27 protein-coding genes (1 of these 27 running past the window's edge) are annotated in these 26,395 nt (G+C 64.1%); 15 read left to right on the top strand and 12 right to left on the bottom strand.

What is annotated here, in order from left to right; all coding sequences use genetic code 11:
* Nucleotides 1-18 precede the first annotated feature (18 nt).
* Genes KIT02_RS10705 through KIT02_RS10695 form a run of 3 tightly spaced genes read right to left on the bottom strand, consistent with a single transcriptional unit; the run spans nt 19 to nt 2,073 of the window.
* Nucleotides 19-582 (bottom strand): AAA family ATPase, encoded by a 564-nt coding sequence (locus KIT02_RS10705; RefSeq protein WP_297577661.1) that lies wholly within the window; start codon nt 580-582, stop codon nt 19-21.
* A gap of 4 nt (nt 583-586) precedes the next feature.
* Nucleotides 587-1,234, bottom strand: a complete 648-nt coding sequence (locus KIT02_RS10700) for a glutathione S-transferase family protein (RefSeq protein WP_297577660.1) — start codon at nt 1,232-1,234, stop codon at nt 587-589.
* Entirely contained in the window at nt 1,231-2,073 is an 843-nt protein-coding gene (locus tag KIT02_RS10695) for an SAM-dependent methyltransferase (protein ID WP_297577659.1), read from the bottom strand. The genes KIT02_RS10700 and KIT02_RS10695 overlap by 4 nt, the downstream gene beginning before the upstream one ends.
* A 70-nt stretch (nt 2,074-2,143) precedes the next feature.
* On the opposite strand from KIT02_RS10695, the gene KIT02_RS10690 reads away from it, so the two are divergent.
* From KIT02_RS10690 to KIT02_RS10665, 6 genes are read left to right on the top strand one after another with little or no spacing between them, the layout of a single operon-like run.
* Complete coding sequence (locus tag KIT02_RS10690; RefSeq protein WP_297577658.1) at nt 2,144-2,941, top strand: ComF family protein; 798 nt, start codon at nt 2,144-2,146, stop codon at nt 2,939-2,941.
* A 32-nt stretch (nt 2,942-2,973) separates the two neighbouring features.
* Nucleotides 2,974-3,228, top strand: coding sequence for a glutaredoxin 3 (grxC, locus tag KIT02_RS10685; protein ID WP_297577657.1), 255 nt, complete (start codon nt 2,974-2,976; stop codon nt 3,226-3,228).
* Nucleotides 3,229-3,232: 4 nt separating this feature from the next.
* Nucleotides 3,233-4,060 carry a carbon-nitrogen hydrolase family protein gene (locus tag KIT02_RS10680; protein ID WP_297577656.1) on the top strand — a complete coding sequence of 276 codons (828 nt, stop codon included), beginning with the start codon at nt 3,233-3,235 and terminating at the stop codon, nt 4,058-4,060.
* 60 nt (nt 4,061-4,120) lie between these two features.
* Nucleotides 4,121-4,543, top strand: a complete 423-nt coding sequence (locus KIT02_RS10675; protein WP_297577655.1) for a DUF1178 family protein — start codon at nt 4,121-4,123, stop codon at nt 4,541-4,543.
* The gene (locus KIT02_RS10670) at nt 4,540-4,890 is read left to right on the top strand and encodes an MmcQ/YjbR family DNA-binding protein (protein WP_297577654.1); all 351 of its coding nucleotides are present in this window, start codon (nt 4,540-4,542) and stop codon (nt 4,888-4,890) included. Before KIT02_RS10675 ends, KIT02_RS10670 begins: the two co-directional genes overlap by 4 nt.
* 58 nt (nt 4,891-4,948) lie before the next feature.
* The gene (locus KIT02_RS10665; protein WP_297577653.1) at nt 4,949-5,815 is read left to right on the top strand and encodes an aldo/keto reductase; all 867 of its coding nucleotides are present in this window, start codon (nt 4,949-4,951) and stop codon (nt 5,813-5,815) included.
* A 288-nt stretch (nt 5,816-6,103) separates the two neighbouring features.
* Here KIT02_RS10665 and ilvD read toward each other — a convergent pair whose 3' ends face one another.
* The 5 genes from ilvD to KIT02_RS10640 all read right to left on the bottom strand — a co-directional run bounded on the left by ilvD (nt 6,104) and on the right by KIT02_RS10640 (nt 11,996).
* Entirely contained in the window at nt 6,104-7,957 is a 1,854-nt protein-coding gene (ilvD, locus tag KIT02_RS10660; RefSeq protein ID WP_297577652.1) for a dihydroxy-acid dehydratase, read from the bottom strand.
* A gap of 148 nt (nt 7,958-8,105) precedes the next feature.
* Entirely contained in the window at nt 8,106-8,699 is a 594-nt protein-coding gene (locus tag KIT02_RS10655) for a hypothetical protein (RefSeq protein WP_297577651.1), read from the bottom strand.
* Nucleotides 8,700-8,885: 186 nt separating this feature from the next.
* Nucleotides 8,886-9,794 carry a hypothetical protein gene (locus tag KIT02_RS10650; RefSeq protein WP_297577650.1) on the bottom strand — a complete coding sequence of 303 codons (909 nt, stop codon included), beginning with the start codon at nt 9,792-9,794 and terminating at the stop codon, nt 8,886-8,888.
* Between the two features lie 143 nt (nt 9,795-9,937).
* The gene (gene ubiG, locus KIT02_RS10645; RefSeq protein ID WP_297577649.1) at nt 9,938-10,684 is read right to left on the bottom strand and encodes a bifunctional 2-polyprenyl-6-hydroxyphenol methylase/3-demethylubiquinol 3-O-methyltransferase UbiG; all 747 of its coding nucleotides are present in this window, start codon (nt 10,682-10,684) and stop codon (nt 9,938-9,940) included.
* Nucleotides 10,685-10,751: 67 nt separating this feature from the next.
* A complete protein-coding gene (locus tag KIT02_RS10640) occupies nt 10,752-11,996 on the bottom strand; it encodes a hypothetical protein (RefSeq protein ID WP_297577648.1) in 1,245 nt (414 codons plus the stop codon).
* A 226-nt stretch (nt 11,997-12,222) separates the two neighbouring features.
* Here KIT02_RS10640 and KIT02_RS10635 point away from each other — a divergent pair, with 226 nt between their 5' ends.
* The 5 genes from KIT02_RS10635 (at nt 12,223) to KIT02_RS10615 (ending at nt 18,982) form a co-directional block, all read left to right on the top strand.
* Nucleotides 12,223-13,488, top strand: a complete 1,266-nt coding sequence (locus tag KIT02_RS10635) for an aspartate kinase (protein ID WP_297577647.1) — start codon at nt 12,223-12,225, stop codon at nt 13,486-13,488.
* Nucleotides 13,489-13,552: 64 nt separating this feature from the next.
* Nucleotides 13,553-15,820: a phosphoenolpyruvate--protein phosphotransferase gene (ptsP, locus tag KIT02_RS10630; protein ID WP_297577646.1), complete on the top strand. Its 2,268-nt coding sequence runs from the start codon at nt 13,553-13,555 to the stop codon at nt 15,818-15,820.
* Between the two features lie 164 nt (nt 15,821-15,984).
* Entirely contained in the window at nt 15,985-17,061 is a 1,077-nt protein-coding gene (prfA, locus tag KIT02_RS10625; RefSeq protein ID WP_297577645.1) for a peptide chain release factor 1, read from the top strand.
* A gap of 8 nt (nt 17,062-17,069) precedes the next feature.
* The gene (locus tag KIT02_RS10620; RefSeq protein WP_297577644.1) at nt 17,070-18,014 is read left to right on the top strand and encodes a HemK/PrmC family methyltransferase; all 945 of its coding nucleotides are present in this window, start codon (nt 17,070-17,072) and stop codon (nt 18,012-18,014) included.
* Between the two features lie 350 nt (nt 18,015-18,364).
* Nucleotides 18,365-18,982 (top strand): DUF4167 domain-containing protein, encoded by a 618-nt coding sequence (locus tag KIT02_RS10615; protein ID WP_297577643.1) that lies wholly within the window; start codon nt 18,365-18,367, stop codon nt 18,980-18,982.
* A 33-nt stretch (nt 18,983-19,015) separates the two neighbouring features.
* Here the strand turns inward: KIT02_RS10615 and KIT02_RS10610 are convergent, their stop codons facing one another.
* Complete coding sequence (locus KIT02_RS10610; RefSeq protein ID WP_297577642.1) at nt 19,016-19,765, bottom strand: DUF6058 family natural product biosynthesis protein; 750 nt, start codon at nt 19,763-19,765, stop codon at nt 19,016-19,018.
* A 312-nt stretch (nt 19,766-20,077) separates the two neighbouring features.
* On the opposite strand from KIT02_RS10610, the gene clpB reads away from it, so the two are divergent.
* Nucleotides 20,078-22,690, top strand: a complete 2,613-nt coding sequence (gene clpB, locus KIT02_RS10605; protein WP_297577641.1) for an ATP-dependent chaperone ClpB — start codon at nt 20,078-20,080, stop codon at nt 22,688-22,690.
* A gap of 53 nt (nt 22,691-22,743) precedes the next feature.
* Here clpB and KIT02_RS10600 read toward each other — a convergent pair whose 3' ends face one another.
* Complete coding sequence (locus KIT02_RS10600) at nt 22,744-23,742, bottom strand: MBL fold metallo-hydrolase (protein WP_297577640.1); 999 nt, start codon at nt 23,740-23,742, stop codon at nt 22,744-22,746.
* Nucleotides 23,743-23,834: 92 nt separating this feature from the next.
* Here KIT02_RS10600 and KIT02_RS10595 point away from each other — a divergent pair, with 92 nt between their 5' ends.
* On the top strand, nt 23,835-24,752 hold the full coding sequence (locus tag KIT02_RS10595; protein ID WP_297577639.1) for a LysR family transcriptional regulator: 918 nt from the start codon (nt 23,835-23,837) through the stop codon (nt 24,750-24,752).
* Between the two features lie 13 nt (nt 24,753-24,765).
* On the opposite strand, the gene KIT02_RS10590 is transcribed toward KIT02_RS10595, so the two are convergent.
* On the bottom strand, nt 24,766-24,993 hold the full coding sequence (locus KIT02_RS10590) for a hypothetical protein (protein ID WP_297577638.1): 228 nt from the start codon (nt 24,991-24,993) through the stop codon (nt 24,766-24,768).
* A gap of 134 nt (nt 24,994-25,127) precedes the next feature.
* On the opposite strand from KIT02_RS10590, the gene KIT02_RS10585 reads away from it, so the two are divergent.
* Complete coding sequence (locus KIT02_RS10585; RefSeq protein WP_297577637.1) at nt 25,128-25,529, top strand: DUF6157 family protein; 402 nt, start codon at nt 25,128-25,130, stop codon at nt 25,527-25,529.
* A gap of 10 nt (nt 25,530-25,539) precedes the next feature.
* Nucleotides 25,540-25,881 (top strand): VOC family protein, encoded by a 342-nt coding sequence (locus KIT02_RS10580; RefSeq protein WP_297577636.1) that lies wholly within the window; start codon nt 25,540-25,542, stop codon nt 25,879-25,881.
* Nucleotides 25,882-25,884: 3 nt separating this feature from the next.
* Here the strand turns inward: KIT02_RS10580 and KIT02_RS10575 are convergent, their stop codons facing one another.
* Nucleotides 25,885-26,395, bottom strand: the end of a protein-coding gene (locus KIT02_RS10575; RefSeq protein ID WP_297577635.1) for a M23 family metallopeptidase. Its footprint extends 1,454 nt past the window's final position; 511 of the gene's 1,965 nt are visible here — the last part of the coding sequence; the start codon falls outside the window, past its right edge — the gene reads right to left on this strand; it ends in the stop codon at nt 25,885-25,887.

Below are 26,395 nucleotides of genomic sequence, written 5' to 3'. Positions count from 1 at the left end.
GCGAATTGATCCAGTGGCTCAATTCCCCCTCTCCCCCAAAGGGGAGAGCCGGTAGCCGCCGCTGGCGAGGGCCGAGGCGACGGCGGTCTCGGTGTCTTCGGGCGTCAGCCCGGTCACGTCCAGCACATGGGCTTCGAAGGGTCCGAGATCGGTGAATTGGCCATACAGATCGGCGACTACGGTGGGATCGGTGAGGCTGTCGCCGCCCCGGGCCTGGCAGCGCGTCACCGCATCTTCGAGGCTTGTGCGCAGGATGATGTAGTGCACCGGCAGGTCCAGGGCCGAAAAGCTGGGCAGCCACCACGGCCGGACCACTCCATCGAGGGCGACGAAATAGCCGTGGCGGGCATAGGCGGCGGCGACGCCTGCCGCGATGGTGCAGACCATGCGGTTCTGCGCGTCGGATTCCGGCAACCAGGGCGGAATATGGCCGTGCTTGATATTGCCCCAGAAGTCATCGGTATGCAGATGCGCCTTGGCCACGCCGGTCCGGTGGGCCAGGGCCGACGCGACCGTGGTCTTGCCCGAGCCCGGCGACCCCGAAATGATGGCGATATGGCCGGCCAGGGCATCGAGCGCCATGGGTTCAGTCTTTCGCCCGCAGGCTTTCGTAAGACACCATGACATGCTCACGATAGGCCGGGCGCTCGGTCATGTCCTTGTAGTAGCGCTCGACATGGGGCCGCGCGGGCCGCTCGATCTCGGCCGTGTAGTAGCGGAAGAGAATGTGGGCGAACTGGATATCGGCCAGGGTAAAGGCATCGCCGACGAGGAACTGATGCTTGGCAAGGCGGGCATCGGCCATGCCCAGCAACCTGTCGAAGCCGGTAATGGCCTGGGCGATGGCCTCGGGATCGCGCTTGGAGGGTGCCGTGCGCACGACCCGCCAGAAGATCGGGACGGTAAAGGCCAGGCTCACCGTGACCTTGGCCCATTCGGCCCATTTGTCCACCTGGGCGCGGGCGGCAGCATCCTTGGGCCAGAAGCTGTCGTCGCCATAGCGGGCAGCCAGATAGCGCAGGATGGCAGCGCTTTCCCAGATCGGTTCGTCCTCACCGTCACGCAGGACCGGCACCAGGCCATTGGGGTTCATGGCCAGGAACTCGGGCGTGTCATTGCCGCCATGGATATGGCCGATATCGTGGCGAATGTGATCGAGCCCCAGCTCGCCCACACCCCACATGACGGCCTGGACATTGGATGAGGTGGCGCGGCCCCAGATGGTGAGGGTCATGGTGTGTCTGCCTTCTTGCTGGAGAGAATTTGGGTCATGCTGACGGTGGCGCTGCCCGGCTTGAGCGGCTTCTGCTGGCTTTCATGGGGCACCCAGCCGGCGACCCAGATCAGCTCCAGCGTCGCCCTGATACGGCCATCGGCATCGCTATCGCGCCGGGCATAGGCTTCGGCGGCGGCAGCCAGCAGGCGGCGCGTGGCAAAGTGGCGGGGCCGGTCGCGCAGCGGATTGGCGGCGCCCAAGGCCTTGATCTCGGCCATGAGCGCAAAGGGATTGGCATAGCGGACGCGGTGGGTCTCGACATCGGCCACCGGCAGGGCAAAGCCGGCCCGCTGCAACAGGGCGCCAGCATCGCGCACCTGGGCCATGGGCGCCACGCGGGCCGAGGCGCCGCCGGTGACGGCGAGGTCGGCGGCCAGAAAGGCCTCGCGTAATTCGGTGAGGGTGTCGCCGCCCAGAAAGGCGGCGAGCAGCAGGCCATCGGGTTTGAGCTGACGGCGCAGCCGCAAGAGGTGCCCGGGCACGTCGTCGACCACCTGCAGATGCAATAGGGAAATGACGAGATCGAGCTCGCCCGTGGGGAGGTCCGGAAATTCGGCGCCGGAAAAAGCCTCGACGCGCGCGACATGCACCGGGCCGTTGGCGGTGAAAAAGGTGTCGGGCAGGTCCGCCACATCGGGCGCGATGAGCACGGCGCGGGCAAAATCGCGCTTGTAGGCGCCCATGCGGTCGACAAGGTCATCCACCACCAGATCACGCACGAAATTGGCGCTATTGGCGCGGCGGGCCAGGTTGCGGGCGATCTGGCCGGAATCGAAGATGACGGGCGGGCTGGACATGGTGACGCGGACGTGCCGAAGTGAGGGCGGGGCGCTTGCAGAGCATGGCCCCTTGGGGGTGGTGGCAGTTATGGCCAGCGACGGCGCGGAAGTCAAAGCCGGGCTCAGGCCGGGATGGTTCGGGCGGGGGCTGGCTGCTGCCGGGCGCCTGGTGCTCGACCAGCTCTATCCGCCCGGCTGCATGGCCTGCAATGCGCCCCTGGTTGCCAGCGACGGGCTCTGCCCGCAGTGCCACGGCCATTTGCGTGTTATTACCCGCCCCTACTGTCCGGTGCTCGGCCTGCCCTTTGCCAGTGACCAGGGCGCAGGGGCGCTGTCGGCCGAGGCGCTGGCCGATCCGCCGCCCTTTGCGCGGGCCCGGGCGGCGGTTGCCTATGGTGAGGTGGCCCAGGCCCTGGTGGGGCGGCTCAAATATGGCGACCGGCCGGAACTGGCGCAGTTCTGCGCCCGGCTGATGGCGGGGGCAGGGGACGATTTCTGGGGTGAACACCCGATTCTGGTACCGGTGCCGCTGCATGTCAGCCGCTTGCGGTTTCGCCGCTATAACCAGTCACTGCTGCTGGCGCAGGCGGTGGGGCGGCTGACTGGTCTAGAGGTGGATGCGCATCTGATCCTGCGGCATCGGCGGACGCGCCAGCAGGTGGGGCTTTCCGGCGATGGCCGGCTGCGCAATGTGCAGGGGGCGTTCTCGCTGCATCCGCGCGCACTGGAGCGGGCCAGGGGGCGCCGGGTGGTGCTGGTCGATGACGTCTATACGACCGGAGCGACAGTCAAGGCGGTGACGCGGACGCTGTTGCGCGGCGGCGTGGCGGGCGTCGATGTTCTCACCTTTGCCCGCGTTGTCATCGGCGGCGATGACACCATATAAGAACCGATACAGAATTTTGCCGGAGTGACGTCATGGCCAAGGTCGAAATCTACACCACACCCACCTGCCCCTATTGCCATGCGGCCAAGTCGCTCCTGGCCGACAAGGGCGTGGACTATACCGAGATCGACGTGCTCGATCCGGATGTGCGCGTGGCCATGACCGACCGGGCGCATGGGCGGCGCACCGTGCCGCAGATCTTCATCGATAATGCCCATATCGGGGGCTATGACGACATCGCCGCGCTGGATCGGCAGGGCGGGCTCGACCCGCTGCTCGTGCGCTGACGCCATGAAGGTTGCCGCCATCCAGATGCAGTCGGGGCTGGACCCCGAGGCCAATCTCGCCGCGCTCGAGCCGCTGCTGGCCGAAGCGGCGGCCGCCGGGGCGCGCTATGCGCTGACGCCGGAAGTCACCATGATCTTCCCGGAAAACCGGGAGCAGTTGCGCAGCGTGGCGGCGCCGTTCGAAGGCCATCCGCAATTGGCGGCGGTGAGCAGGCTGGCGAAACAGCACGGGATTTTCGTGCATATCGGCTCGCTCCCCGTGCCGCTCGAGGATGGGCGCTTTGCCAATCGTTCTGTCCTCTACGCTCCGGATGGCGGGCAGGTGGCGACCTATGACAAGATTCATCTCTTCGATGCCGATATTGCCGGGCTCAATGCCTATCGCGAAAGCGCCACCTATCGCGGCGGCGAGCAGGCGGTGACGGCGCGGGTCGACGATGTCACGCTCGGCTTTGCCATCTGCTACGACATGCGGTTTCCGCGCCTGTTCAACGCGCTGGCCAATGCCGGGGCGGGGCTGATGGCGGTGCCGGCGGCCTTTACCGTGCCGACGGGACAGGCACATTGGCACGTGCTGTTGCGGGCCCGGGCCATAGAAACCGGCTCCTATGTCATCGCGGCGGCGCAGGGCGGCGTTCACGCCAATGGGCGGTCCACCTATGGCCATTCCCTCGTCATCGATCCCTGGGGGCGGGTGGTGGCCGAGCTCGACCATGACCGGCCCGGCGTGCTGCTGGCCGATATCGATCCGGCGGCGATTACCGAGGCCCGGAACCGCATTCCGGCGCTGGCCAATGCGCGTGAATTTGCCCTGCCGGCTTTGCAGGGTTAGGCTGACGCCCTATATGGTCCGGAACAGGCGCCCCCGGGCGCGGAACAGACGATCAGAGACGTGATTCAATATTCGCTGCAATGCTCGAAAGGGCACCGGTTCGACGCCTGGTTCAAGAGCGCCGCCGCCTATGACGACCAGAAGGCAAGGGGCATTGTCTCCTGCGCCCAATGCGGCGATGGCCAGGTCGAAAAGGCCCCGATGGCGCCCAATGTGGCGCGCAAGGATGGCGAGCGCCTGCCGGTCTCGGCGGGCCATGCCGATGCGGCGCGGATGCGCGAATTGCTGCGCCAATATCGCAGCAAGGTGATGGAAGAGGCTGACTATGTCGGCGACCGCTTCGCCGAAGAGGCGCGCAAGATCCATTTCGAGGAAGTGGAGGCGCGCGGCATCTATGGCGAAGCCAGCCGCGACGACGTGGCCGGGCTGATCGAGGACGGCGTCGATTTCCTGCCACTGCCCGATATCGGCGACGACAATTGAGCCTGTTCCTGCGCCCCGGATTTGACGACGCGCTCGCGGCCCTGCCGGGGGTCAGTTTCGTCGATCAATGGGATGCACGGGTCGCCAAGGTGGGCGGCAAGGTGTTCTGCCTGTTGTCGGATACGGCGCCGCACCGGATCGTTTTGAAATGCGGTGAAACCAGCTTCGATATCCTCTCGGAAATTGAAGGGGTCGAACAGGCCGCCTATTTCGCCAAGCGCCAATGGGTATCGATTGAGCCCGGCGCCCTGCCTGAGGGCGACGTGCTGGCCTATGCCACCCGCTCGCATGAACTGGTGGCAGCGGGGCTCACAAAGAAGCTGCGGGCGGAGCTGGGCATCGCCTGAACGCTTTCCTCTTGAGCTGCGGCCCTCTGATCGCAGTCCATCCAATGGAGAAACCAGCATGACCACACTCGACGCGTCCCTGTCGGGACAATTCGCCATTGGCGGCGACCTTTCGGTCAACCGGCTCGGCTTCGGCGCCATGCGCATTACGGGCAAGGGGATCTGGGGGCCACCCGAGGACCATGAGGCGGCCCTTGCCGTGCTGAGGCGCCTGCCGGAGCTCAATGTCAACCTGATCGACACGGCCGAGAGCTATGGCCCCTATATCAGCGAAGAACTGATCGGGGAGGCGCTGGCGCCCTATGGCAAGGGCACGGTGGTGGCGACAAAAAGCGGGCTTACCCGCACCGGGCCGGATGAATGGCATCAGGTCGGGCGGCCGGAATTCCTGCGCCAGGGTGTGATGACCAGCCTGCGCCGGTTGAAGCGCGAACAACTCGATCTCTGGCAATTGCACCGCATCGATGCCAGGACGCCGCGCGAGGACCAGTTCGGTGTCATCGCCGACATGCTCAAGGAAGGCCTGATCCGCCATGCCGGCCTGTCCGAAGTCAGTGTCGACGACATCAGGCAGGCGCAGAAATATTTCAAGGTCGCCACGGTGCAGAACCACTACAACCTTGCAGGCCGCAAGAGCGAGGTCGTTCTCGATTACTGCGCCGAGCAGGGCATCGGCTTCATTCCCTGGTTTCCGCTGGCCGGTGGTGAACTGGTCGCGGGCCATGACAAGGCGCGCGCCATCATGGACAAGCACGGCGCCAGCGGCAGCCAGATCGCGCTGGCCTGGCTGCTCAAGCGCTCGCCGGTCATGCTGCCCATTCCGGGCACCGGCAAGCTCAAGCATCTGGAGGACAATGTCGCGGCGGCCGCAATTGCGCTCAGCGATGAGGATTTCGCCACGCTGGATGCCATCGGCCGGAGATAGGGGGAGATTAGGGTCGGTTCGATAGGGAGGGTGGAATCCCCGCTATCGAACCTGACCAGGCCAGCAAACCTTGGCAGGCCGCTGGTTGGCTGGGCGGGGTACTAGCACCGGATGCGGAGCTTGTCACGCGATTGTCGTGGGGCGGTTGGTGGTCAAATCCACCATGCCGTTCCGGCGGAGGCCGGAACCCATGCGCAGCGTAAGCCGCGAGCGCTTGGTCGCGGTTGGGGACGGACGTGGATCCCGGCCTGCGCCGGGATCACATTGTGAGGGGCCTGGCCCTTCGGTTCAGTTCCAGAGCTTGTCGATGGCCGCGGTGTCGCGCACCGCGCCCTTGGCGGCGGAGGTCACTAGCGCCGCATAGGCCTTCAATGCCGTCGTCACCTTGCGCTTGCGCGGATGCTCGGGCTTCCAGCCCTTGGCATCCTGCTCGGCGCGGCGCCTGGCCAGTTCGGCATCGGAGACCAGCACATTGACGGTGCGGTTGGGGATGTCGATCTCGATGGTGTCGCCTTCGCGCACGAGACCAATGGCGCCGCCCTCGGCCGCTTCGGGCGAAGCATGGCCGATGGACAGGCCCGATGTGCCGCCCGAGAACCGCCCATCGGTCAGCAGGGCACAGGCTTTGCCGAGGCCCTTGGATTTGAGGTAGCTCGTGGGATAGAGCATTTCCTGCATGCCGGGGCCGCCCTTGGGGCCTTCATAGCGGATGACGACGACGTCGCCTTCCTTGATCTCATTGGAGAGGATGGCCTTGACCGTCATGTCCTGGCTCTCGAAGACGCGGGCCGGGCCGGTGAACTTGAGGATGGATTCATCGACGCCGGCCGTCTTCACGATGCAGCCGTCGAGCGCGATATTGCCCTTGAGCACGGCAAGGCCCCCATCCTTGGAGAAGGGGGTGTCGGCCGAGCGGATGACGCCGTCCTTGCGGTCGAGATCGAGATCGGTCCAGCGGTTCGACTGGGAAAAGGCCTGCGTGGTGCGCACGCCGCCCGGCGCGGCCATGAAGAAATTGCGGACGCTGTCGGAATTGGTGCGGGAAATATCCCAGCGATCAATGGCATCGCCCATGGTGGCGGCGTGGACCGTGGGTTCCTTGCGGTTGATGAGGCCCGCGCGGTCGAGCTGGCCGAGAATGGCGAAAATGCCACCGGCGCGGTGCACGTCTTCCATATGCACGTCCTGCTTGGCCGGCGCGACCTTGGACAGAACCGGAACCTTGAGGCTCAGGCGGTTGATGTCGTCCATGGTGAAATCGACGCCGCCCTCATGGGCAGCCGCCAGGATGTGCAGCACGGTATTGGTCGAGCCGCCCATGGCAATGTCGAGGCTCATGGCGTTTTCGAAGGCCTGTTTGGTCGCGATGGATCGCGGCAGGACGGTTTCGTCATCCTGCTCGTAATAGCGGCGGGCCAGATCGACGATCAGGTGACCGGCTTCCTGGAACAGGCGCTTGCGATCGGTGTGGGTGGCGAGCGTCGAGCCATTGCCGGGCAGGGAAAGGCCGAGCGCCTCGGTGAGGCAATTCATGGAATTGGCGGTGAACATGCCCGAGCACGACCCGCAGGTGGGGCAGGCGGCTTCCTCGACGGCCTGGACTTCCTCATCGGTATAGTGATCGTCGGCGGCCATCACCATGGCATCGACGAGATCGAGTGCCTGCAGCTTGCCCTTGACGATCGCCTTGCCGGCTTCCATAGGCCCGCCGGAGACGAAGACCACCGGAATGTTGAGACGCATGGCGGCATTGAGCATGCCCGGGGTGATCTTGTCGCAATTGGAAATGCAGACCATGGCGTCGGCCGTATGGGCATTGACCATGTATTCCACCGAGTCCGCGATGATATCGCGGCTGGGCAGGGAATAGAGCATGCCGTCATGGCCCATGGCGATGCCGTCATCAACAGCGATGGTGTTGAATTCCTTGGCGACGCCGCCGGCCGCCTCGATTTCGCGGGCAACGAGCTGGCCGAGATCCTTGAGATGCACATGGCCTGGCACGAACTGGGTGAAGGAGTTGACCACCGCGATGATGGGCTTGCCGAAATCGCCGTCCTTCATGCCGGTGGCGCGCCAGAGGCCGCGCGCGCCGGCCATGTTGCGGCCATGAGTGGTGGTGCGGGAACGATAAGCGGGCATGGCGAAATCCTCGGAAACGAGCTGCCGGTGGGGCCGGTCTTCTGACCTCCTGTTTAGACCCAAACGGGTGGAGCGGCAACACAAATCCGTACCGTACCGTACGGTACACTTTCGGCGCGCCGACATGTCTGCCGTTCTCGCGGGATGATCAGAACTTGTAGCGCAGCCCGACCGTTACCGCGTTTGAACCATCGATATGGGCAATGGTGCCAAAGCCGCCGGAGCGATGCTGAATGCGTCCAAAGGCCTCCCATTCGGGCTGGCTGTCGAGCGAGACGGAAACCTCGGGCGCAAGATAATAGAGAAAGGCCGCGCTATCGCCGGAGGCCGCTGTCCGCTCGGTCTCGACACCGATCGTATCAGTCACGACCGAGAAGCCGCCGGTGATGCTGGGCACGATATTGACCTCGCCGATCTCGAATTTCATCAGGCGATTGACGATGCCCGCCCAGGCCTCGCCCGAAGATGGCGAACCGACGCGCACGCCAAGGCCCACTTCGACGCCCATTTGGAAATCCAGATACTCGTAGAGGAAGCGTTGATAGCCGACACCAGCAAAGAAGTTGGATTCGTAATTGTCTTCCCAGACAAGAAAGGCATCACCAAAGTACCCTTTGGTCAGCGGTCCGCCAAATACAAATACGTTTTCATCCGTATTGGCGTCCTGAGCCAAAACAGAAGTAGACAATAGTATTCCGGTTGCTGCCGCGATTGCAGCTTTTTTGTGCCAAATTTTGATCATGATTGCCTGACGGGACCTTCTTTGTCAGGCATAATCTTCTAGAATCTACATCGTTCCTGATTGTGTGATCACGATTACTGTCTCAGCGATCACTTTTTTCGCGCCTGCCCTCAAATGTCGTGTGTGACACAAAAAAAGACCCCGCCGAAGCGGGGTCTGGTTCGGGTCGGGGACGGTGCGGCGCGGTCAGCGCGTGGGGCGCAGGACGAGCACGTCGCGATTGCTGGCATCGAAGAAGTAGAGGTCGCCGCCCCCGGTACTGCCGGCAAAGCGGCTCACGGCGGTGAGGGCGAGGAGCGTGTCTTCCTCGATCTGGCGCATCTGGCCATCGCAACGGCTGATCGGGCCATTGAGATTGTCGACGCCGGCATCATGGCCACTGATGCGCAGCCGGCCATTGAAGTTGGTGCAATCGGCGACGAAGGTGATGCCGCCGGTGCCCAGGATCTGCATGCGAATGGTGTGATAGAGGCGGGATGGCAATTGATAGGTCACGCCCTGCCCGTTGGAGAGCTGGGCGATCTTGTAGAAACCCTCGTACAAATGGGATTCATTGGCGGCCACGGGTGGCTGGGCGGCCTGGGCAGGGGGTTGCGCAGCGGCCGGATTGCCCGAATTGCCGAGCCACTGGCTGACATTGGGGTTGATGACGAGGCGCGGCTTGGCTTCGAGGGTGAAGATTTCGCGTTCGGTGATATGCGGCGCGGTGGCCGAGAGGCGGCCGTCGAGATCAATCGTCAGATATTTGCCGTTCTGGCTCGAAAGGAAGGCAGTGCGCCCGCCGCTGGCCCTGATGCGCTGAAAAGTTTCCCAGCCGCGAATGTGGGGGCTGGTCACCATGAGATGGGTGTTTTCTCCCACGCCGGCGCGCAGATATTGGCCATCGGCCGCGCGGAAGGCGACGAGCGTGCTCTCGAGGGGCACCAGTTCCAGTTCGAGGGCCTGGGCGGGGCTTTCGACCAGGGCCAGGCGCCCGGCGCCGTCGGTGCCGACATAGTGGCCGACTTCTGCGGAGCGCAGCACGATCATGTCGGCGAGGGCCGGGCTGATACTGAGAAGGGTGAGGGCGATGCCCGACAGGATGAACTTGAACATGACGATTTTCCTTGATGACGCTGCAAGGAAAATGCGGCGGTCCGGCTGAACGGGAACTGAACATCGCCGCTCCGGCGCGGGCGGTTTGCTGCTTGGTTTACCGCCTCTCTAAGCAAATGGCAGTATTTTAGCAGACGTCTTCTCTATTCGGGCCGATTGGCCAGCACCATGTAGTTGATGCCCATGTCCCGCGACAGCCGCCATTCATCGGCCAGGGGGTGGAAGACCACGCCGGTCTCGTCCAAAACGGCCAGGCCATTGCGGGTGATCTCGGCCTTGATCTCGTCGGGGGTGAGGAACTTGTTCCAGTCATGGGTGCCGCGCGGCAGCCAGCCCAGGACATATTCGGCCCCGATGACCGCAAAGGCGAGGGCGCGGGCGGTGCGATTGAGGGTGGCGGTGAACATCAGTCCACCGGGCGCCACCAGATCGGCGCAGCTTTTCATGTAAAGCGGCACGTCCTCGACATGCTCGACCACTTCCATGTTGAGCACCACATCGTAGCGTTCGCCGGCCGCGACCAGGGCTTCGCTGGTGGTGGCGCGGTAGTCGATCTCAAGGCCGGACTGCTCGGCGTGGATCCGGGCGATGGCGATATTGCGCTCGGCGGCGTCGACGCCCGTGACCGCGGCGCCCAGCCGGGTCAGGGGTTCGCAGAGCAGCCCGCCGCCGCAGCCGACATCGAGCACCTTGAGGCCCTCGAACGGCCGGATGGCATTGGCGTCGCGGCGGAAATGGCGGTTGAGATTGTCGCGAATATAGGCGAGGCGCACCGGGTTGAACTTGTGCAGCGGTTTGAACTTGCCCTTGGGGTCCCACCATTGTTCGGCCATGGCGGTGAACTTGGCGATCTCGGCATCGTTGACGGTGGTGCGGGCAGTGCTGGTCATGGCGGGCTCCTTGGCCGCCATATGACCCCGCAGCCATCGCCGGGGCAAGGCTCGGCGTGTCGCAGGCTTACGGTGCGGCCGCCAGAAAATCCCGGCGCGACCTGATTTGATAGGCGTAGCCAAGTTGGATCGCCACATCATCGAAGGATGGGGGCGCCGCGTCACCTGCCTGCGCAATGTAGAAGCGAAGCGTCTGCTGCCTGTCCCCGGTCAGAAGCGCTTCGGCAAGCGATGGGTCGAAGGCAAAGCATGGGCCGCCCAGGCAGGTCTCGGGCACAACTTCGCCGCGATAGGCGCGGGCCGTATCCCACCACTCCCTGGTCGTAACGTATGAGTAATTGTCGGCCTTGTCGGCGGGCAGCGGATCGGGCTGCACCATAAGGACGACGGTGCCTTGCTTGAGCATTGCGGCGCCCTGGCCATATGTCATGATCCTGATGCTACCATCCTGGCCGATCGTCATTGCGGCGTGGACTTCGGCGCCGCCCTCCAATGTCGGATAGCGCCCCGGGCCGCCGAACAGGTCCGCCTGTGGCTCGAACTCAGCGTTGGTCAGGCTCTTGATGTAGCCGTCGCGGCCGGGCTCGGAGCGTGTGACGTAGCGGTATCCCTGGCTCTCCGCGACGATCTCAAAGAAGATTTCGTCGATGATCCGGACCGAACCGGCCGCTTCCATCTCGACGTTCCAACTGCCCGGACCGTAACCGGAATCTTCCTCCGGCCAGAGCCAGTCATCGTCGGGAAAGAGGCTAAACCCGTAAAGATCGTCCATGCTGTCGGTTTGGCGCGCCTCATCCAGGATCTGCCGGGCATCAGCTTGTGCCCGCTGCACAAATCCTTGCCAGTTCTGGCCATAGAGCGGCGCGATCATTGCTTCATAGCGCCGGGCTGCGTCCTGTTGTTCGGGCGTCGGCTGCCCCAGTTCGAAAGCGATCAGCAATCTGGCATAGATGGCCAAAGCCAATTCGGCGCGGAGTGGCACAATATAGGCTGCAGCCTGTTGCTCGTCAGTGCAGGCGATTGTCTGGGCTATCGTGGCGGCCTGGTTCCGAACTTCGGTGAGGCTGGCGTCATACTCCTCGGGAGAGATTTTTCCCGATCCATAAGCGGCACCCCAGTGCAACTGATCCACCAGATCGCTAAAAATGGGGTAGGTGTGGCTCAGCTCGAACTGCCTCAGGAAATGGCATTTGTCGTTGATCGCCATGGCGACCTGATAGTTGAGAAATGCCTGTTCGTCTGCGTCCTGCGCAACAGCGGGGAAGGCGAGGCCGAGACTCACTGTCAGCAGGATCAGGATGCGGTGCAGCATGGTCGGGGTCCTCCGAAGCGCGGACAATGCGCCCGGCCAGCGATTGAGGCACCCCGCGATCATGGGGTGCGGCCCCAAGCCCATTGATTGCGCCCCGGGATTATGGCATGTCCCGCGCGATTGAAGCGTACCGCCGGGTTCGGCGGGAAGTGCTTTGAGTTTTCGCGCTGCCGAACCGCAAGAGTGGTTTCCGCTTTTGCCGGCAGCGCTTAGCCGGGGAAGCCAAGTGGCCCGTATCGTCGTCAAGTTCGGTGGCACCTCGATGGCCAGCGTCGAGCGCATCCGCCATTCGGCCCGTCACATCAAGCGCGAGGTCGAGGCCGGCAACGAGGTTGCCGTGGTGGTTTCGGCCATGAGCGGCAAGACCAATGAACTGGTGGGCTGGGTCAATGAGGCATCCAAATTCCACGATGCGCGCGAATACGACGCCGTCGTCGCTTCGGGCGAGCAGGTGACGGCGGGCCTGATGGCCATCGTGCTCAGCGAAATGGGGATAGAGGCGCGCAGCTTTGCCGGCTGGCAGGTGCCTATCCATACCGACGATTCCCATGGTGCCGCGCGCATTACCGATATCGAGCCGACCGAGCTCGACAAGCGCATGAAGGCGGGCTGGGTACCGGTGATCACCGGATTCCAGGGGATATCGCCGCATGGCCGGGTGACCACGCTGGGCCGGGGCGGCTCCGATACTTCGGCGGTGGCCGTGGCGGCCGCCGTGGGCGCGGACCGTTGTGATATTTATACCGACGTCGATGGCGTCTATACCACCGACCCGCGCATCGTTCCCAAGGCACAACGGCTGACCAAGATTTCCTTCGAGGAAATGCTGGAAATGGCGTCACTGGGCGCCAAGGTGCTGATGATCCGCTCGGTGGAAATGGCCATGGCGCACAAGGTGCGCGTGACCGTCCGCTCCAGTTTCGATGACCCGGACGCGCCGCAGATCGCGCCCGATGGAACCCCGGGTGTGCCCGGAACGCTTGTCTGCGATGAGGATGAGATCATGGAAAAGCAGATCGTTTCGGGCGTGACGCTCGCCAAGGCAGAGGCCAAGATCACCCTGCGCGACGTCAAGGACAATCCCGGTGTCGCCGCCGCCATTTTCGGCACGCTGGCCGACAAGGGCATCATCGTCGACATGATCGTGCAGAACATTGCCGATGATGGCGCAACCACCGACATCACCTTTACCGTACCCGACAGTGAGTATGACAAGGCGGTCAAGGCGCTCGAGGACAATGGCGGGCGTTTCGAATATGCGCGCCTGTCCGGCTCCAAGGGCGGCGCCAAGGTCTCGGTGGTGGGCGTCGGCATGCGCAGCCATGCCGGTGTCGCCTCGTCCATGTTCAAGGCGCTGGCCGACAAGGGCATCAATATCCAGCTCATCACCACATCGGAAATCAAGACCTCGGTATTGATCGATGAAGAATATGCCGAGCTTGCGGTTCGCGCGCTCCACACCTATTACGGTCTGGACAAGAAGGACGCATAGCTCCGTTGAGGGGGGTGAGCCGCGTCCGATAAGGGGGGCGGCTTTGCGGGCCGCCTGGTGAGGCATGGCTACGACGACGGGCGGCCCGAGAGTGCTGCTGCGGCAATTGCGCGAGACGATGGCGGAGCCCCTGGCCTCGCAGCAACGCCTCGACAAGATCGTCGATCTCATCGCCGAAAACATGCGGGCCGATGTCTGCTCCTTCTATGTCCTGCGCGATGATGGCGCGCTGGAACTGTTCGCCACCCATGGCCTTGAAGCCGGTTCGGTCCACCTGACAACGCTGCGGCTGGGCGAGGGCCTGGTGGGCCTGATCGCGGCGGAAGCCGAACTGCTCAGCCTCGACGATGCGCCGACGCATCCCTCCTTTGCCTACCGGCCGGAAACGGGCGAGGAAAAATATAATTCCTTCCTCGGCGTGCCGGTGCTGCGGGCCGGTCAAACGCTTGGTGTTCTGGTGGTGCAGAATGCCGATCATCGCCACTATGGCGAAGACGAAGCTGAGGCCATGCTCACCACGGCCACGATTCTGGCCGAGATGATCGCTACCAGCGATTTCGACAATCTCATCAAGCCAGGGTCGGATATCGATCTCCGGCGGCCCCGCATGTTCAATGGCGTCAGCTTCACCGATGGAATCGCACTGGGAACCGTGGTCCTGCACGATCCCCGCGTCGTCGTGACCAATTTCATTGCCGAGGACACCGAAGCTGAAAAGCTGCGGCTGGACACGGCGCTTGAAACCATGCGGGTGTCGATCGATGCCATGCTCGACCATGGCGACATGGCCGGCGGCTCCGACCATCGGGAAATCCTTGAAACCTATCGCATGTTCGCCAATGACCGGGGCTGGGTGAACCGGCTGACCGAGGCGATCGACAATGGCCTCAGCGCCGAGGCGGCAGTCGAGCGGGTGCAGAACGACACGCGGGCGCGCATGCTGCGCCAGACCGATCCCTATATTCGCGACCGGCTGCATGATCTCGATGACCTGGCCAATCGCCTGTTGCGGGTGCTGACCAATTCGAGCCAGCCCGCCCAGCGCGAGCTGCCTGACAATGCCATTCTGGTCGCCCGCAATATGGGTCCGGCAGAACTGCTCGAATATGACCGCAAGAAGCTGCGCGGCGTGGTGCTCGAAGAGGGCGGGGCCACCGCCCATGTCGCCATCGTGGCGCGGTCGCTCGGCATCGTGGCGGTGGGCCAGGCGCAGTCCATCGTCTCCATGTCCGAAACCGGCGACGACATCATCATCGATGGCCCGGCGGGCCAGGTGCACTTACGGCCCACGCCCGATGTCGAGCAGACCTTTGTCGACAAGGTGCGCATTTCGGCGCGGCGGCGCGCCCATTACGCCGCGCTCAAGAACAAGCCCAGCGTCACCCGCGACGGGATCGAAGTGACGCTGCTGCACAATTCGGGCCTCGTGGCGGACCTGCCCATGCTCGAGGATACCGGGGCGAGCGGGGTGGGCCTGTTCCGCACCGAATTGCAGTTCATGATCGCCAGCCGTCTGCCGCGGCTGCGCGAACAGGCCGATCTCTACGCCGAAGCCATGCAGATCGCCGGCAACCGGCCCATCGTGTTCCGGCTGCTCGATATCGGCGGCGACAAGGTCTTGCCCTATCTGCGGGCCTCGGCCGAGGAAAATCCGGCCATGGGCTATCGCTCGATCCGGCTGGGGCTGGACCGGCCGGGCCTCCTGCGCACGCAGATCCGGGCCCTGCTGATCGCGGCGGCCGGGCGTCCGCTCAAGATCCTGGTGCCCATGGTCACCGAGACCTTTGAGTTCATGGCGACCAAGCTCGTGATCATGAAGGAACTGGCGCGGTTGCGGCGCGCCGGCTTGCCAGCGCCCGAAAAGCTCGAAGTGGGCGCCATGGTGGAAGTGCCATCGCTGCTGTTCGAACTGGACCAGATCCTGCCCGAGGCAGATTTCGTCTCGATCGGCAGCAACGACCTCGTGCAGTTCCTCACCGCCGCCGACCGCGCCAATCCGCGCGTCGCCAAGGCCTATGATCCGATCGCCCTGCCGCGCCTCAGGGCCATTCGCCTGGTGGTGGATGCTGCCGCCCGGCATGGCAAGCCGGTGACCATGTGCGGGGAGCTTGCCGGCAAACCGATGGAAGCCCTGGCGCTGATGGCGGTGGGGATGACAAGGCTGTCCATGGGCCCGGCCTCGATCGGCCCGATCAAGGAAATGATCCTCAATCTCGAGCTCAAGCCCATTCAGGACGATATCGCCAAGGCCCTGAGTGCCGGTGCCAATGGCCGCAGCGTGCGGGCCCTTCTGACCGAGTGGGTCGACAAGCAGAACCTGCCGCTGGGGTAGGGCAAAGCTTGCGATGTGGCGCAGCACCCATTAAACGCACGATGTCATCCCGGCTGAGGCCGGGATCCATGTTGTGAACCATCCGATACATCCAGGGCCGGGGAAATCCCGCGCATGGATTCCGGCCCATGCCGGAATGACCCGGTGGTTGTTAGGACGATCAGATGCCTTCTCTTCCCCAGGACAAGCTCGACGCGCTCGAAGTGCGCTTTCAGTATATCGAGGCGGCCCTGTCGGGCGGGGCGGGCCCGGACGAGTTCGCAAGGCTCAGTAAGGAACATTCCGACCTCAGCGAAATCGTCGGCCAGATCGGCGCCTACAAGAAGGCGCTCAAGGACCGGGGTGAGGCCTCGGCGCTGCTCAAGAGCGGCGACAAGGAAATGGCCGAAATGGCCGAAGCCGAGATCGAAGATCTCGACGGCCAGATCGAGGCCCTGGTGCAATCGATCCGCATCCTGCTGCTGCCGCGCGACGAGGCCGACGAAAAGTCGATCATTCTCGAAATCCGGGGCGGCACCGGCGGCGACGAGGCGGCTTTGTTCGCCGGCGATCTGTTCCGCATGTATGAGCGCTATGCGGCCGGGCGCGGCTGGAAAGTCAGCGTCATGGAGGAGAGCCCCGGCGAAGTCGGGGGGTTCAAGGAAATCATCGCCAATGTCTCGGGCAAGGGCGTCTATGCGCGCATGAAATTCGAAAGCGGCGTGCACCGGGTGCAGCGCGTGCCGGCGACCGAGGGCTCGGGCCGTATCCATACCTCCGCCGCCACCGTCGCCGTCCTGCCGGAGGTGGAGGACATCGACATCGAGGTGCGCGAACAGGATATCCGCATTGATACGATGCGCTCGTCCGGCGCCGGCGGACAGCACGTCAACACCACCGATTCGGCGGTGCGCATCACCCACCTGCCGACCGGGCTCGTGGTCACCTCCTCGATGAAGAGCCAGCATCAGAACCGCGCCGAAGCCATGCGGGTGCTGCGGGCGCGGCTCTATGAAATCCAGCGGGAGGAACGCGACAGCGCCCGCTCTGCCGACCGCAAGAACCAGGTGGGGTCGGGCGATCGCTCTGAGCGCATCCGCACCTATAATTTTCCGCAGGGCCGGGTCACCGATCACCGCATCAACCTGACGCTCTACAAGCTCGACAAGGTCATTACCGGGGAAGCGCTGGACGAATTGATCGAAGCGCTGATCACCGAAAACCAGGCGGCGCAGTTGGCCGCCCTGGAGCAGGCCAACTGAGCCAGGCCATGACCATCGGCGCCCTGTGGCGCGGCTGGCGCGATGTGCTGGCCCGGCAGGGTTTTGCGACGGCCGCGCTCGATGCCAAGCTGCTGACCGGCCAGGGGCTGGGGCTGGACATGCTGGCCCTGACGGTGCGCGAAGACATGCCGGTCGAGGAAACGGGGGCCGCGCGGGTAGCCGCGCTCATCCAGCGCCGCCTGGCCGGGGAATCGGTGGCGCGGATCATCGGCGAGAGGGAGTTCTACGGGCTCCCCTTCGGCCTCAATGCCGCCACGCTGGAGCCGCGTCCCGAAACCGAACTGCTGGTCGACCTGGCGCTCAAGGACTTGCCCGAAAATGCTCTTATGCTCGATCTCGGCACGGGCAGCGGCTGCATTCCCATCGCCATCCTCGCCAACCGGCCGGATGTGTCCGGGGTGGCGACAGATATCAGTGCCGAGGCGCTGGCAATCGCCGCGGTCAATGCCGCCCGGAACGGAGTGGCGGAGCGATTGCGTTTTGCGCAGGGTGACTGGTTCGGGGCGTTGATCGAAAACCCCCACCCTAGCCCTCCCCACAAGGGGGAGGGAGCCAGTTCGGTGGCAGGGTCTGCTCCTCCCCCTTCTACAGGGGGAGGCCGGGTGGGGGTTCCTCCGCAAAGGCTCCACCTCATCACCTCCAACCCGCCCTATATTGACAGCGCGGTGGTCGAGACGCTGGCTCCCGAGGTCAAGGATTTCGATCCGCGCCTGGCGCTTGATGGCGGGCCGGACGGGCTTGGGCCCTATCGCATCATTGCCGCCACGGCGGGGCGTCACCTCGTGCCTGGCGGGCGGGTGCTGGTGGAGATCGGCCATGATCAGGGGGTGGCCGTTGCAGAGCTGTTCGCCCGGTCCGGATTCGGCGAAATCGCCGTCCACAAGGACCTCGCGGGTCTTGATCGTGTGGTTTGTGCGCACCACATGGGGTGAGCTGACAGCGCGGAAAGGGCAATAACGCACTTTGTGCTGGCCAAAGCCGGGCGAAGCGGATAATTTGACCGTGCTGTCAACGGCGCATCATGGGCGCCGCAGCGATCACACCCGATCCATTTGCGATATTGCTGCTGTGAGCAGCGCGGTTCCGGCAAGCCGGGACGACGCGGAGAGGGAACGGATTTTCCGTTGGGTCGCTGCCGACCGCATTCGGTCTTCATGAAGCCAGTTAGGGCCCCGCACGGCGTATTCGTTCTCCGCCGGGGCTGTGGGCCAGATCGGGCCTTATGTCCCGACAGACCCAGTGATGTGACGCTTAACGATCTAGAGTCAGACAAAGCGACCCGATGAGACCCAACCAGAACAAGAACCGGCAGCGTGGCCGGAACGGCGGACGCAAGCATGTCAATCCGCTGTCGCGCAACTATGAAAGCAACGGCCCCGATGTGAAGGTACGCGGCAACGCCGCCCATATCGCCGAGAAATATCTGCAGCTGGCCCGCGATGCCCAATCGTCCGGCGACTCGGTGATGGCCGAGAATTACCTGCAGCATGCCGAGCACTATTTCCGCATCGTCTCTTCCGCCCAGCAGGCCATGAACGGCCCGCGCGACGGACAGAGCCAGGACGACAACGAGTTCGAGGATGACGGCATGGACGTCAATTCCCGCTTCTCGTCGCCCCAGCCGGTGCAGCAGAACAATTCCAACAATAGCAATGCCAGCGACACCGAGGACGAGGCGGCTTCCGCCCAGCCGTCCGAAGGTCAGGCCCAGCCGGAGCAGGCTGCTGCCAGCACCCAGGCCGAGGGCGAAGGCGAACAGAGCCAGCGCAAGCCGCGCGAGCGCCGGCCACGCCGCCGCCGCCCCGCCGGCGGTGGTGACGGCAATGCCGATCCGGCCGTTGCCGAGCAGCCCGATGTGGGCGAATTGCCGGCTTTCCTCACTGGGAATGCCGCTGAATAAGTAAAGGCCGGGCATGTTGCCCGGCCTTTTTCGTCAGGCGCAGTATCGTTCGGCTGCGGTGATTTCCGAGCCCGCCGCTCTGGCCTCTTGGCCGATTCCATAGATCAGCAGCAAGCGGTCGATCCAGAGACCGGGCGTGCCATGGGGGCGCTGGTGCGGTGCGAACGGCAGCATGACTGCTTCGAGCTTCTGCATGGCGACCAGAACATGGTCCAGAGTTTCAGACGAAAGGGAAAGCGCGCGCCCTTCGTCGGTCAGCGAGACAATCAAGCCTCGCTGGCAGGCCTTCGTGATTGCGTGGGGTGCATCCCAGTATCGCAGGCAGACGCCGTAACCGCCACTGATCCAGTCGGCCCATTCTGCTTCGGCAGCAACAATTGCGTTGCCGGGGTTGAAGCGTTGCCCGTCATAGGCGGATGGATAACCGTGCACGCCCAGCTTTTCCTGCCGCAGGGCGTCGACAAATTCGGAGACGAAAATGTCGCGGAACTTGCGGGCGATATTTTCCGCCGGACCATCGAGGAGGCTTGCGCGCCGCGCCCACCAGATTGCCGCCGGCGCATAATAATCATCGGCGTTTCCCATGGGTTCGGGACCATGAGCGCCACCGATGGGGCTATAAAAAGCGCCGTTTGGCCAGATGGAATAGATCGGCCCTGGTAAGGCGCCAGCGGCGATCAGTTCGCTTATTGCGGTGCCAGACAAACCTGCCTGATCGATGAAATCCGAGAGGCGCAGGAAGTAGCGCTCAGCATAGTGTCGCAATTGTTGTTCGGCCGTCATGCTCGGTCTCCGCAAATCGCGTGTTCTATGTTTATGGGAGGCGGCGGGCTTGCCGGCAACCCGCCCCGATTGGAGACGAGGGGTCAGCGTGTCCGACCTGCCTCATGCCGGTCCTCCCTTTTTCCCTTTCGGTTGCACTTGGTCAGGCTGCTCCCATTGGTGACTTTTCTGCGGCGGGCTCTTTTGTTCTGGCTGTCTCTGCCTACATGATGGTGCGAAGGCCTGCGCCGATCCGGGCGGGCCTCAAACGACGCTTCCGCCGTTGCCGTGGTGCCTTTGGGCCATGGAGCGGGCGAGACAAGGAGAGTTGCATTGAATATCGAGAAATATACCGAGCGGGCGCGCGGCTTCATCCAGAGTGCGCAGACCTATGCGCTGGGGCAGAGCCACCAGCAATTCGCGCCGGTCCACCTGCTCAAGGTCCTGCTTGATGACGACCAAGGCATGGCCAATGGCCTGATCCAGCGCGCCGGGGGCGACCCCAAGGCGGCGCGAGCCGGGGTCGAGGCCGCGCTCAACAAGATTCCGAAAGTATCCGGCGATGCCGGCCAGCTCTATCTCAGCCGGGAACTGGCCAAGGTTTTCGACACGGCCGAAGAGGCCGCCAAGAAGGCCGGTGACAGCTTTGTCACGGTCGAGCGGCTGCTGCTGGCGTTGGTGATCGAGAAGGACAGCGATGCAGGGCGCATCCTGGCTTCTGCCGGCGTGACCGCACAGGGTCTCAATGGCGCCATCGAGGCAATCCGCAAGGGCCGCACCGCCGACAGCGCTTCGGCCGAAAACACCTATGATGCGCTCAAGAAATATGCCCGCGACCTCACCGAGGACGTGCGCGAGGGCAAGCTCGACCCGGTGATCGGCCGCGACGAGGAGATTCGCCGCGCCATCCAGGTGTTGAGCCGCCGGACCAAGAACAATCCGGTGCTGATCGGTGAACCCGGTGTCGGCAAGACTGCCATTGCCGAGGGCCTGGCCATCCGCATCGTCAATGGTGACGTGCCTGAATCGCTCAAGAACAAGAGCCTATTGGCGCTCGACATGGGCGCCTTGATCGCCGGTGCGAAATATCGCGGTGAGTTCGAGGAGCGCCTGAAAAGCGTCTTGAGCGAAGTGCAGTCGGCCGAGGGACAGATCATCCTGTTCATCGACGAAATGCACACGCTTGTCGGTGCCGGCAAGAGCGAGGGGGCCATGGACGCCTCCAATCTGCTGAAGCCCGCCCTGGCGCGCGGCGAATTGCACTGCGTCGGCGCCACCACGCTCGACGAATATCGCAAGCATGTCGAGAAGGATCCGGCACTGGCCCGGCGCTTCCAGCCGGTCTTTGTCTCCGAGCCGACCGTCGAGGACACGATCTCGATCCTGCGGGGCCTCAAGGAAAAGTATGAGCTGCATCACGGCATCCGCATCGCCGATTCGGCGCTGGTGAGTGCGGCGACATTGTCCAACCGCTACATCACCGACCGCTTCCTGCCCGACAAGGCTATCGACCTCATGGACGAGGCGGCGGCGCGGTTGCGCATGGCCGTGGATTCCAAGCCCGAGGCGCTGGACGAATTGGATCGGCGCATCATGCAGCTCAAGATCGAGCGCGAGGCACTGAAGAAGGAAAGCGACGAGGGCTCCAAGACCCGGCTCGACCGGCTTGAGCAGGATCTGGCCGGGTTCGAGGAACAGGCCCAGGCCCTTTCGGCCAAGTGGCTGGCCGAGAAAGAGCGGCTGCAGGGTTCGACCCGAATCAAGGAAGAACTCGATGCGGCGCGCTCCCAGCTCGAGATCGCCCAGCGCCAGGGTGACCTGGCCAAGGCCGGCGAGCTTGCCTATGGCGTCATTCCCGATCTCGAAAAGCGGCTGATCGCCGCCGACGACCAAGATGGGGACGGCAAGCCGGATCCGCTGATGGCCAAGGAAACGGTCGAACCGACCGATATCGCCCAGGTGGTGTCGCGCTGGACCGGTATTCCCGTCGACCGGATGATGGAAGGCGAGCGCGAAAAGCTGCTGCATATGGAAAGCTCGCTCGGCGCCCGGGTGATCGGGCAGGCCGAAGCGGTGGCCGCCGTGGCCAAGGCCGTGCGGCGGTCGCGCGCCGGCCTGCAGGACCCGAACCGGCCGATCGGCTCGTTCATGTTCCTGGGACCAACCGGTGTCGGCAAGACCGAGTTGACCAAGGCGCTGGCGCAATTCCTCTTCGACGACGAAACCGCCATGGTGCGGCTCGACATGTCCGAATTCATGGAGAAGCACTCCGTGGCCCGGCTGATCGGGGCGCCTCCGGGCTATGTCGGCTATGACGAAGGCGGGGTGCTGACCGAAGCGGTGCGGCGCCGGCCCTATCAGGTGGTGCTGTTCGACGAGATCGAAAAGGCGCATCCGGACGTGTTCAATGTCCTGCTGCAGGTGCTCGACGATGGGCGGCTGACGGACGGGCAGGGGCGCACGGTCGACTTCCGCAATACGGTCATCATCCTCACCTCTAACCTGGGCGCCGAATATCTCGTCGACCTCAAGGACGGCGATTCGGTGGAACTGGTGCGCGGCAAGGTGCTCGATACGGTCAAGGCGGCGTTCCGTCCGGAGTTCCTCAACCGGATCGACGAGATCCTGCTGTTCCACCGGCTGGGTCGCGAGCATATGGGCTCGATCGTCGACATCCAGTTCGGCCGCCTGCAGCAATTGCTGCATGACCGCGACATCGCGCTGGAACTCACGCCGCGGGCCCGCGAATGGCTGGCGAACGAGGGTTATGATCCCGCCTATGGCGCGCGCCCCCTCAAGCGCGTGATCCAGAGGGCTGTCCAGGACGAACTGGCCGAGGAAATCCTCTCGGGCAAGGTCAGCGACGGCGGCAATGTGCTGATCGATGCCGGCGAAGGTGGCATCGTGCTGCTGCCCGGTGAAGCAGGCAAGGCACACGCCGCCTGATCGGGCAATCCATTGACGGAAGGGGCCGGTTGCATGACCGGCCCCTTGCTTTTTCAAGCGCCGAGATCGGGCGGCGCTGCCATGTAGCGATAGGCGTCGCCGCGCCGCTCGACATAACCGAAGGCCGGGAAATCCAGATGCATGCCGGCCACCAGCGTGTCATCGCTGGCCACCATGTCGAACAGGCGCTGGCGCGTGGCGATGGCGGTGGGAATATCGGCATCGAAGCCGACCGACCAGTCCGGATGGCTGAACTGGTAGGCGGGCGCATGCAACAGATCGCCCCAGATCAGCACCGACTCGCTGCCGCTGACCACCCGAAGGCCCATATGGCCGGGTGTGTGGCCCGGCAGGGGAACAGCCGTCACGCCGGGCGCGATTTCGGTCTCGCGGTCCATGGTGATCAGGGTACGCCCCTCGGCATAGGGGGCTAGCTGGGCCCGGGCGGCCAGGAAATTGCCCTGGAAGTCCTTCGGGATGGAGGCAAAGACGCCTTCGTCATGGGTGAAGAACCAGTCGGCCTCGGAGACGATCAGTTCCGCATTGGGCAGCAGGCGGATGCCCGATGCATCCGTCATGCCACCGACATGGTCGGTATGGGTATGGGTGAGGAACAGGGTGTCGATATCGGCCAGGTCTACACCGGCAAGGGCGAGGCTGTTCTGCCAGGCACCCAGTGTTGGGCCCATAGCACCACCGGCGCCCGAATCGACGGCAATGAGGCGGTCGCCTCTGCGGATCAGGTAGGCATTGATGGAAATGGCCAGGTTGGCCGGGTCGTGAGGCTTGTGCGCCAGGGCCGCGGCCTGCTGTGCGGCCCCGTCTTCGAGGCCAACCATGATGCTGGTGGGGACGGCACCATGGCCATCGGCCAGGGCGATGACCTCGATGTCACCGACGCGGTGCCGGGTAATGGCGCCGGTGGGGGCAGCAGGGGCCTGCGCCATGGAGCGGCCCGCGGCAAGCAGGGTGGGCAAGGCCAAAGCGGCGGGGGCCAGGGCCAGCGCGCCAAGCAGGCCACGGCGGGAGGGGTTGGGAAGGGCTTCGGTCATTTGATGTGTCCAATCAGAAGTGACGACGGCCCCGATTTAGGTATAACGGTTTCCCAGGAATACTGCCGAAACGCTTCTGGGTGGCATAAGCAATGATTATGGATATGTCGGCGCTGCGCAGCCTCGTGGCTGCGGTGGAAACCGGTTCGATCTCGGCGGCGGCCAAGCGGCTGGCGGTGTCGCAGCCAGCCCTGAGCCAGAAACTGGCCGGCCTCGAAGCGGCTGTGGGCCAGCAATTGCTGGTGCGCTCGCGCAGCGGCGTAGCGCCAACCCCGGCGGGCGAACTGGCCCTCGAGCATGCCGGGCGCGTGCTGACGTCACTGGCGGATATGCAGACCGCGCTGGACAGTCTGCGGGGCGAGGTGGCCGGGCGGTTGCGGGTGACTGTCAATATGATGTTCGGCCAGGCGATCATGGGCCCGGTCATTGCCGATCTGCGGCAGCGCTACCCGTCGCTGCGCGTCGATGTGCTGCCGAGCGACAAGGTCGTGGATATCGAGGCGGAGGGAATCGATCTGGCGGTGCGCGGGGGTACGCACGGATCGGGCCGGGGGCTGGTCCGGCGCATTGCCACGATGGAGGGCGCGCTGATTGCCTCCCCGTCCTATCTCGACCGCGTAGGGCGGCCCAAGGGCCCCGAGGATCTGGCCGGCCTCAGTTATGTGCAGTATCGGGATGACCCGGAAGAAAACGCCATTGCCATGGTGCATGCCGGCGAGGCCATCCACGTTCCAGTGACCCCTGCCTTTTCCGCGCAGCACCCCGATTTGACCCTGCATGCCGTGCTGGGTGGGATCGGCTTTGCCAAGTCGCCCGCCTTTTTCGTGCATGAGCGGCTTGCGGCGGGAACGCTGGAAGAGGTGCTTCCGGGCTATGCGCCGGCGCCCAAGCCGCATTATCTGGTGATGCGCGAGCATTTGCGGGAAAGCCCGAATGTGCGGGCCTTCCGGGCTGTGCTGGTGGACCACCTGTCGCGGCTGCACGGATTTAGTGTCAGCAACGACCTCTAAGGCGGGTCCACTGTCAGGCCGTGGCCGCTTCCGTTTTGTCGCGCAGGACGGGCAGGAAATCCTCATCGAGGAGGGACAGGCGCGCGGGTGAATTGGCTCCCGCCGGGCAGGTCACGAAGATGGGGTGGCATTTCTGCTGGCTGGCCTCGGCGGTCACCTGCTGGTCTTCAGGCTGGGCGGCCTGGGCAGCGATGGGGGCTACAAGGGTCAGTGTCAGGGCGATCAGGGCGGTGCGGATCATTTTCGTCTCCGGGGTGAGAGGTTCCAATGCCCACCGTTCTAGGCCTGGCTGATGGTCTGCGCTGTTTCGCGCGGAACAGCCCCTTGCCATTTCCGGAATGGATGATAGGTTAGAACAAAGAGGGAACAAATATCGTGCACACCACCAACTACTTCGACACGCTGATCACGCCGTCGCCGGACACCAAGGCCACCGGCGCGGTTGCGCCATCAAAGCCGGGAACGGTGGCGTCCATGCTCTATGACGCACTTCTGGCCGCGCCCTATGGGCTGACCAGCGACGAGGTCATCTTCGGCGTGCACGCCGATCGCAAGGGCATAGACGAAAGCGATCGCGGCCCGGCCCGCATGGCGTTCTTTTCGAGCGGACAGGCCTGCCTGCGGAGTTCGGCGCTGGTCAAGACACTGGGGTGGGCGCTCCACCACGATTCGGAGGGCCGCGTGGCATTGGTCGATCCGGCCAGCCAGACCTACCGTAATCTGATGGAGCGGGATGACATTACCAAGCGCGCAGGCCTGCGCACCAAACGGAATTAGGAGAGACACGATGTCTGATCGTCTGGACTATATAGAATTTCCCTCGAGCGACCGCGCAGCGACCAGTGGCTTTTTCCAGGCGGCCTTCGGCTGGAGCATCGTCAGCTATGGCCCGATCTATGACGGCCTCGACGGGGCGGGCATCGATGGGGGTGTCGACCAGGCCGAAGACCGGGTGGCTGCAACCATGGCCGTGGTCCATACCGACGATCTCGACGCAGCCCAGGAGCGGGTGCTGGCGGCGGGCGGCATCATTACCCGGCCGCAATACGATTTTCCCGGCGGGCGGCGGTTCCACTTCCGCGAGCCGGGCGGGAACGAACTGGCAGTTTATGTCAGCGTGCCGGAATAGGGATCAGTTGCTGACCGCCGCGACGCTGACCGGCGCCGGGTCACGGGCCATGAGATCGTTGATCTGGGCGATGGTCTGGTCGAACTCGTCGCGATATTGCTGGGGCAGGACATTGTCCTTGGGCAGCTTGACGCTGAGCGGGTCGACGAGATTGCCGTTGATCTTGATTTCGAAATGCAGATGCGGGCCGGTGGACTGGCCCGTCGAGCCGACATAGCCGATCAGCTGCCCCTGGCGCACGCGGGAGCCGTTGCCCAGCCCATCGACGAATCGCGACAGGTGGCCATAGGCGGTCTCGTAGCCATTGACGTGCTCGATCTCGATCTTGTTCCCGTAGCCCGACTGCCACTTGTAATAGATGATGGTGCCATCGCCGGCGGCATAGATGGGCGTGCCGGAGGGGGCGGCCAGATCGACGCCGGTATGTAGGCGCCGGGTCTTGAAGATGGGGTGGATGCGGTAGCCGAAGCGCGAGCGCAGGGTGCCCCCGCCCTCGAGCGGACGGCGATTGAGG

The sequence above is a fragment of the Devosia sp. genome, from assembly GCF_025809055.1.
In the GTDB taxonomy this organism is placed as follows: Bacteria; Pseudomonadota; Alphaproteobacteria; order Rhizobiales; family Devosiaceae; genus Devosia.
Note: the sequence above shows the minus strand (reverse complement) of the source record. Positions and strands in the feature narration are given on the sequence as shown.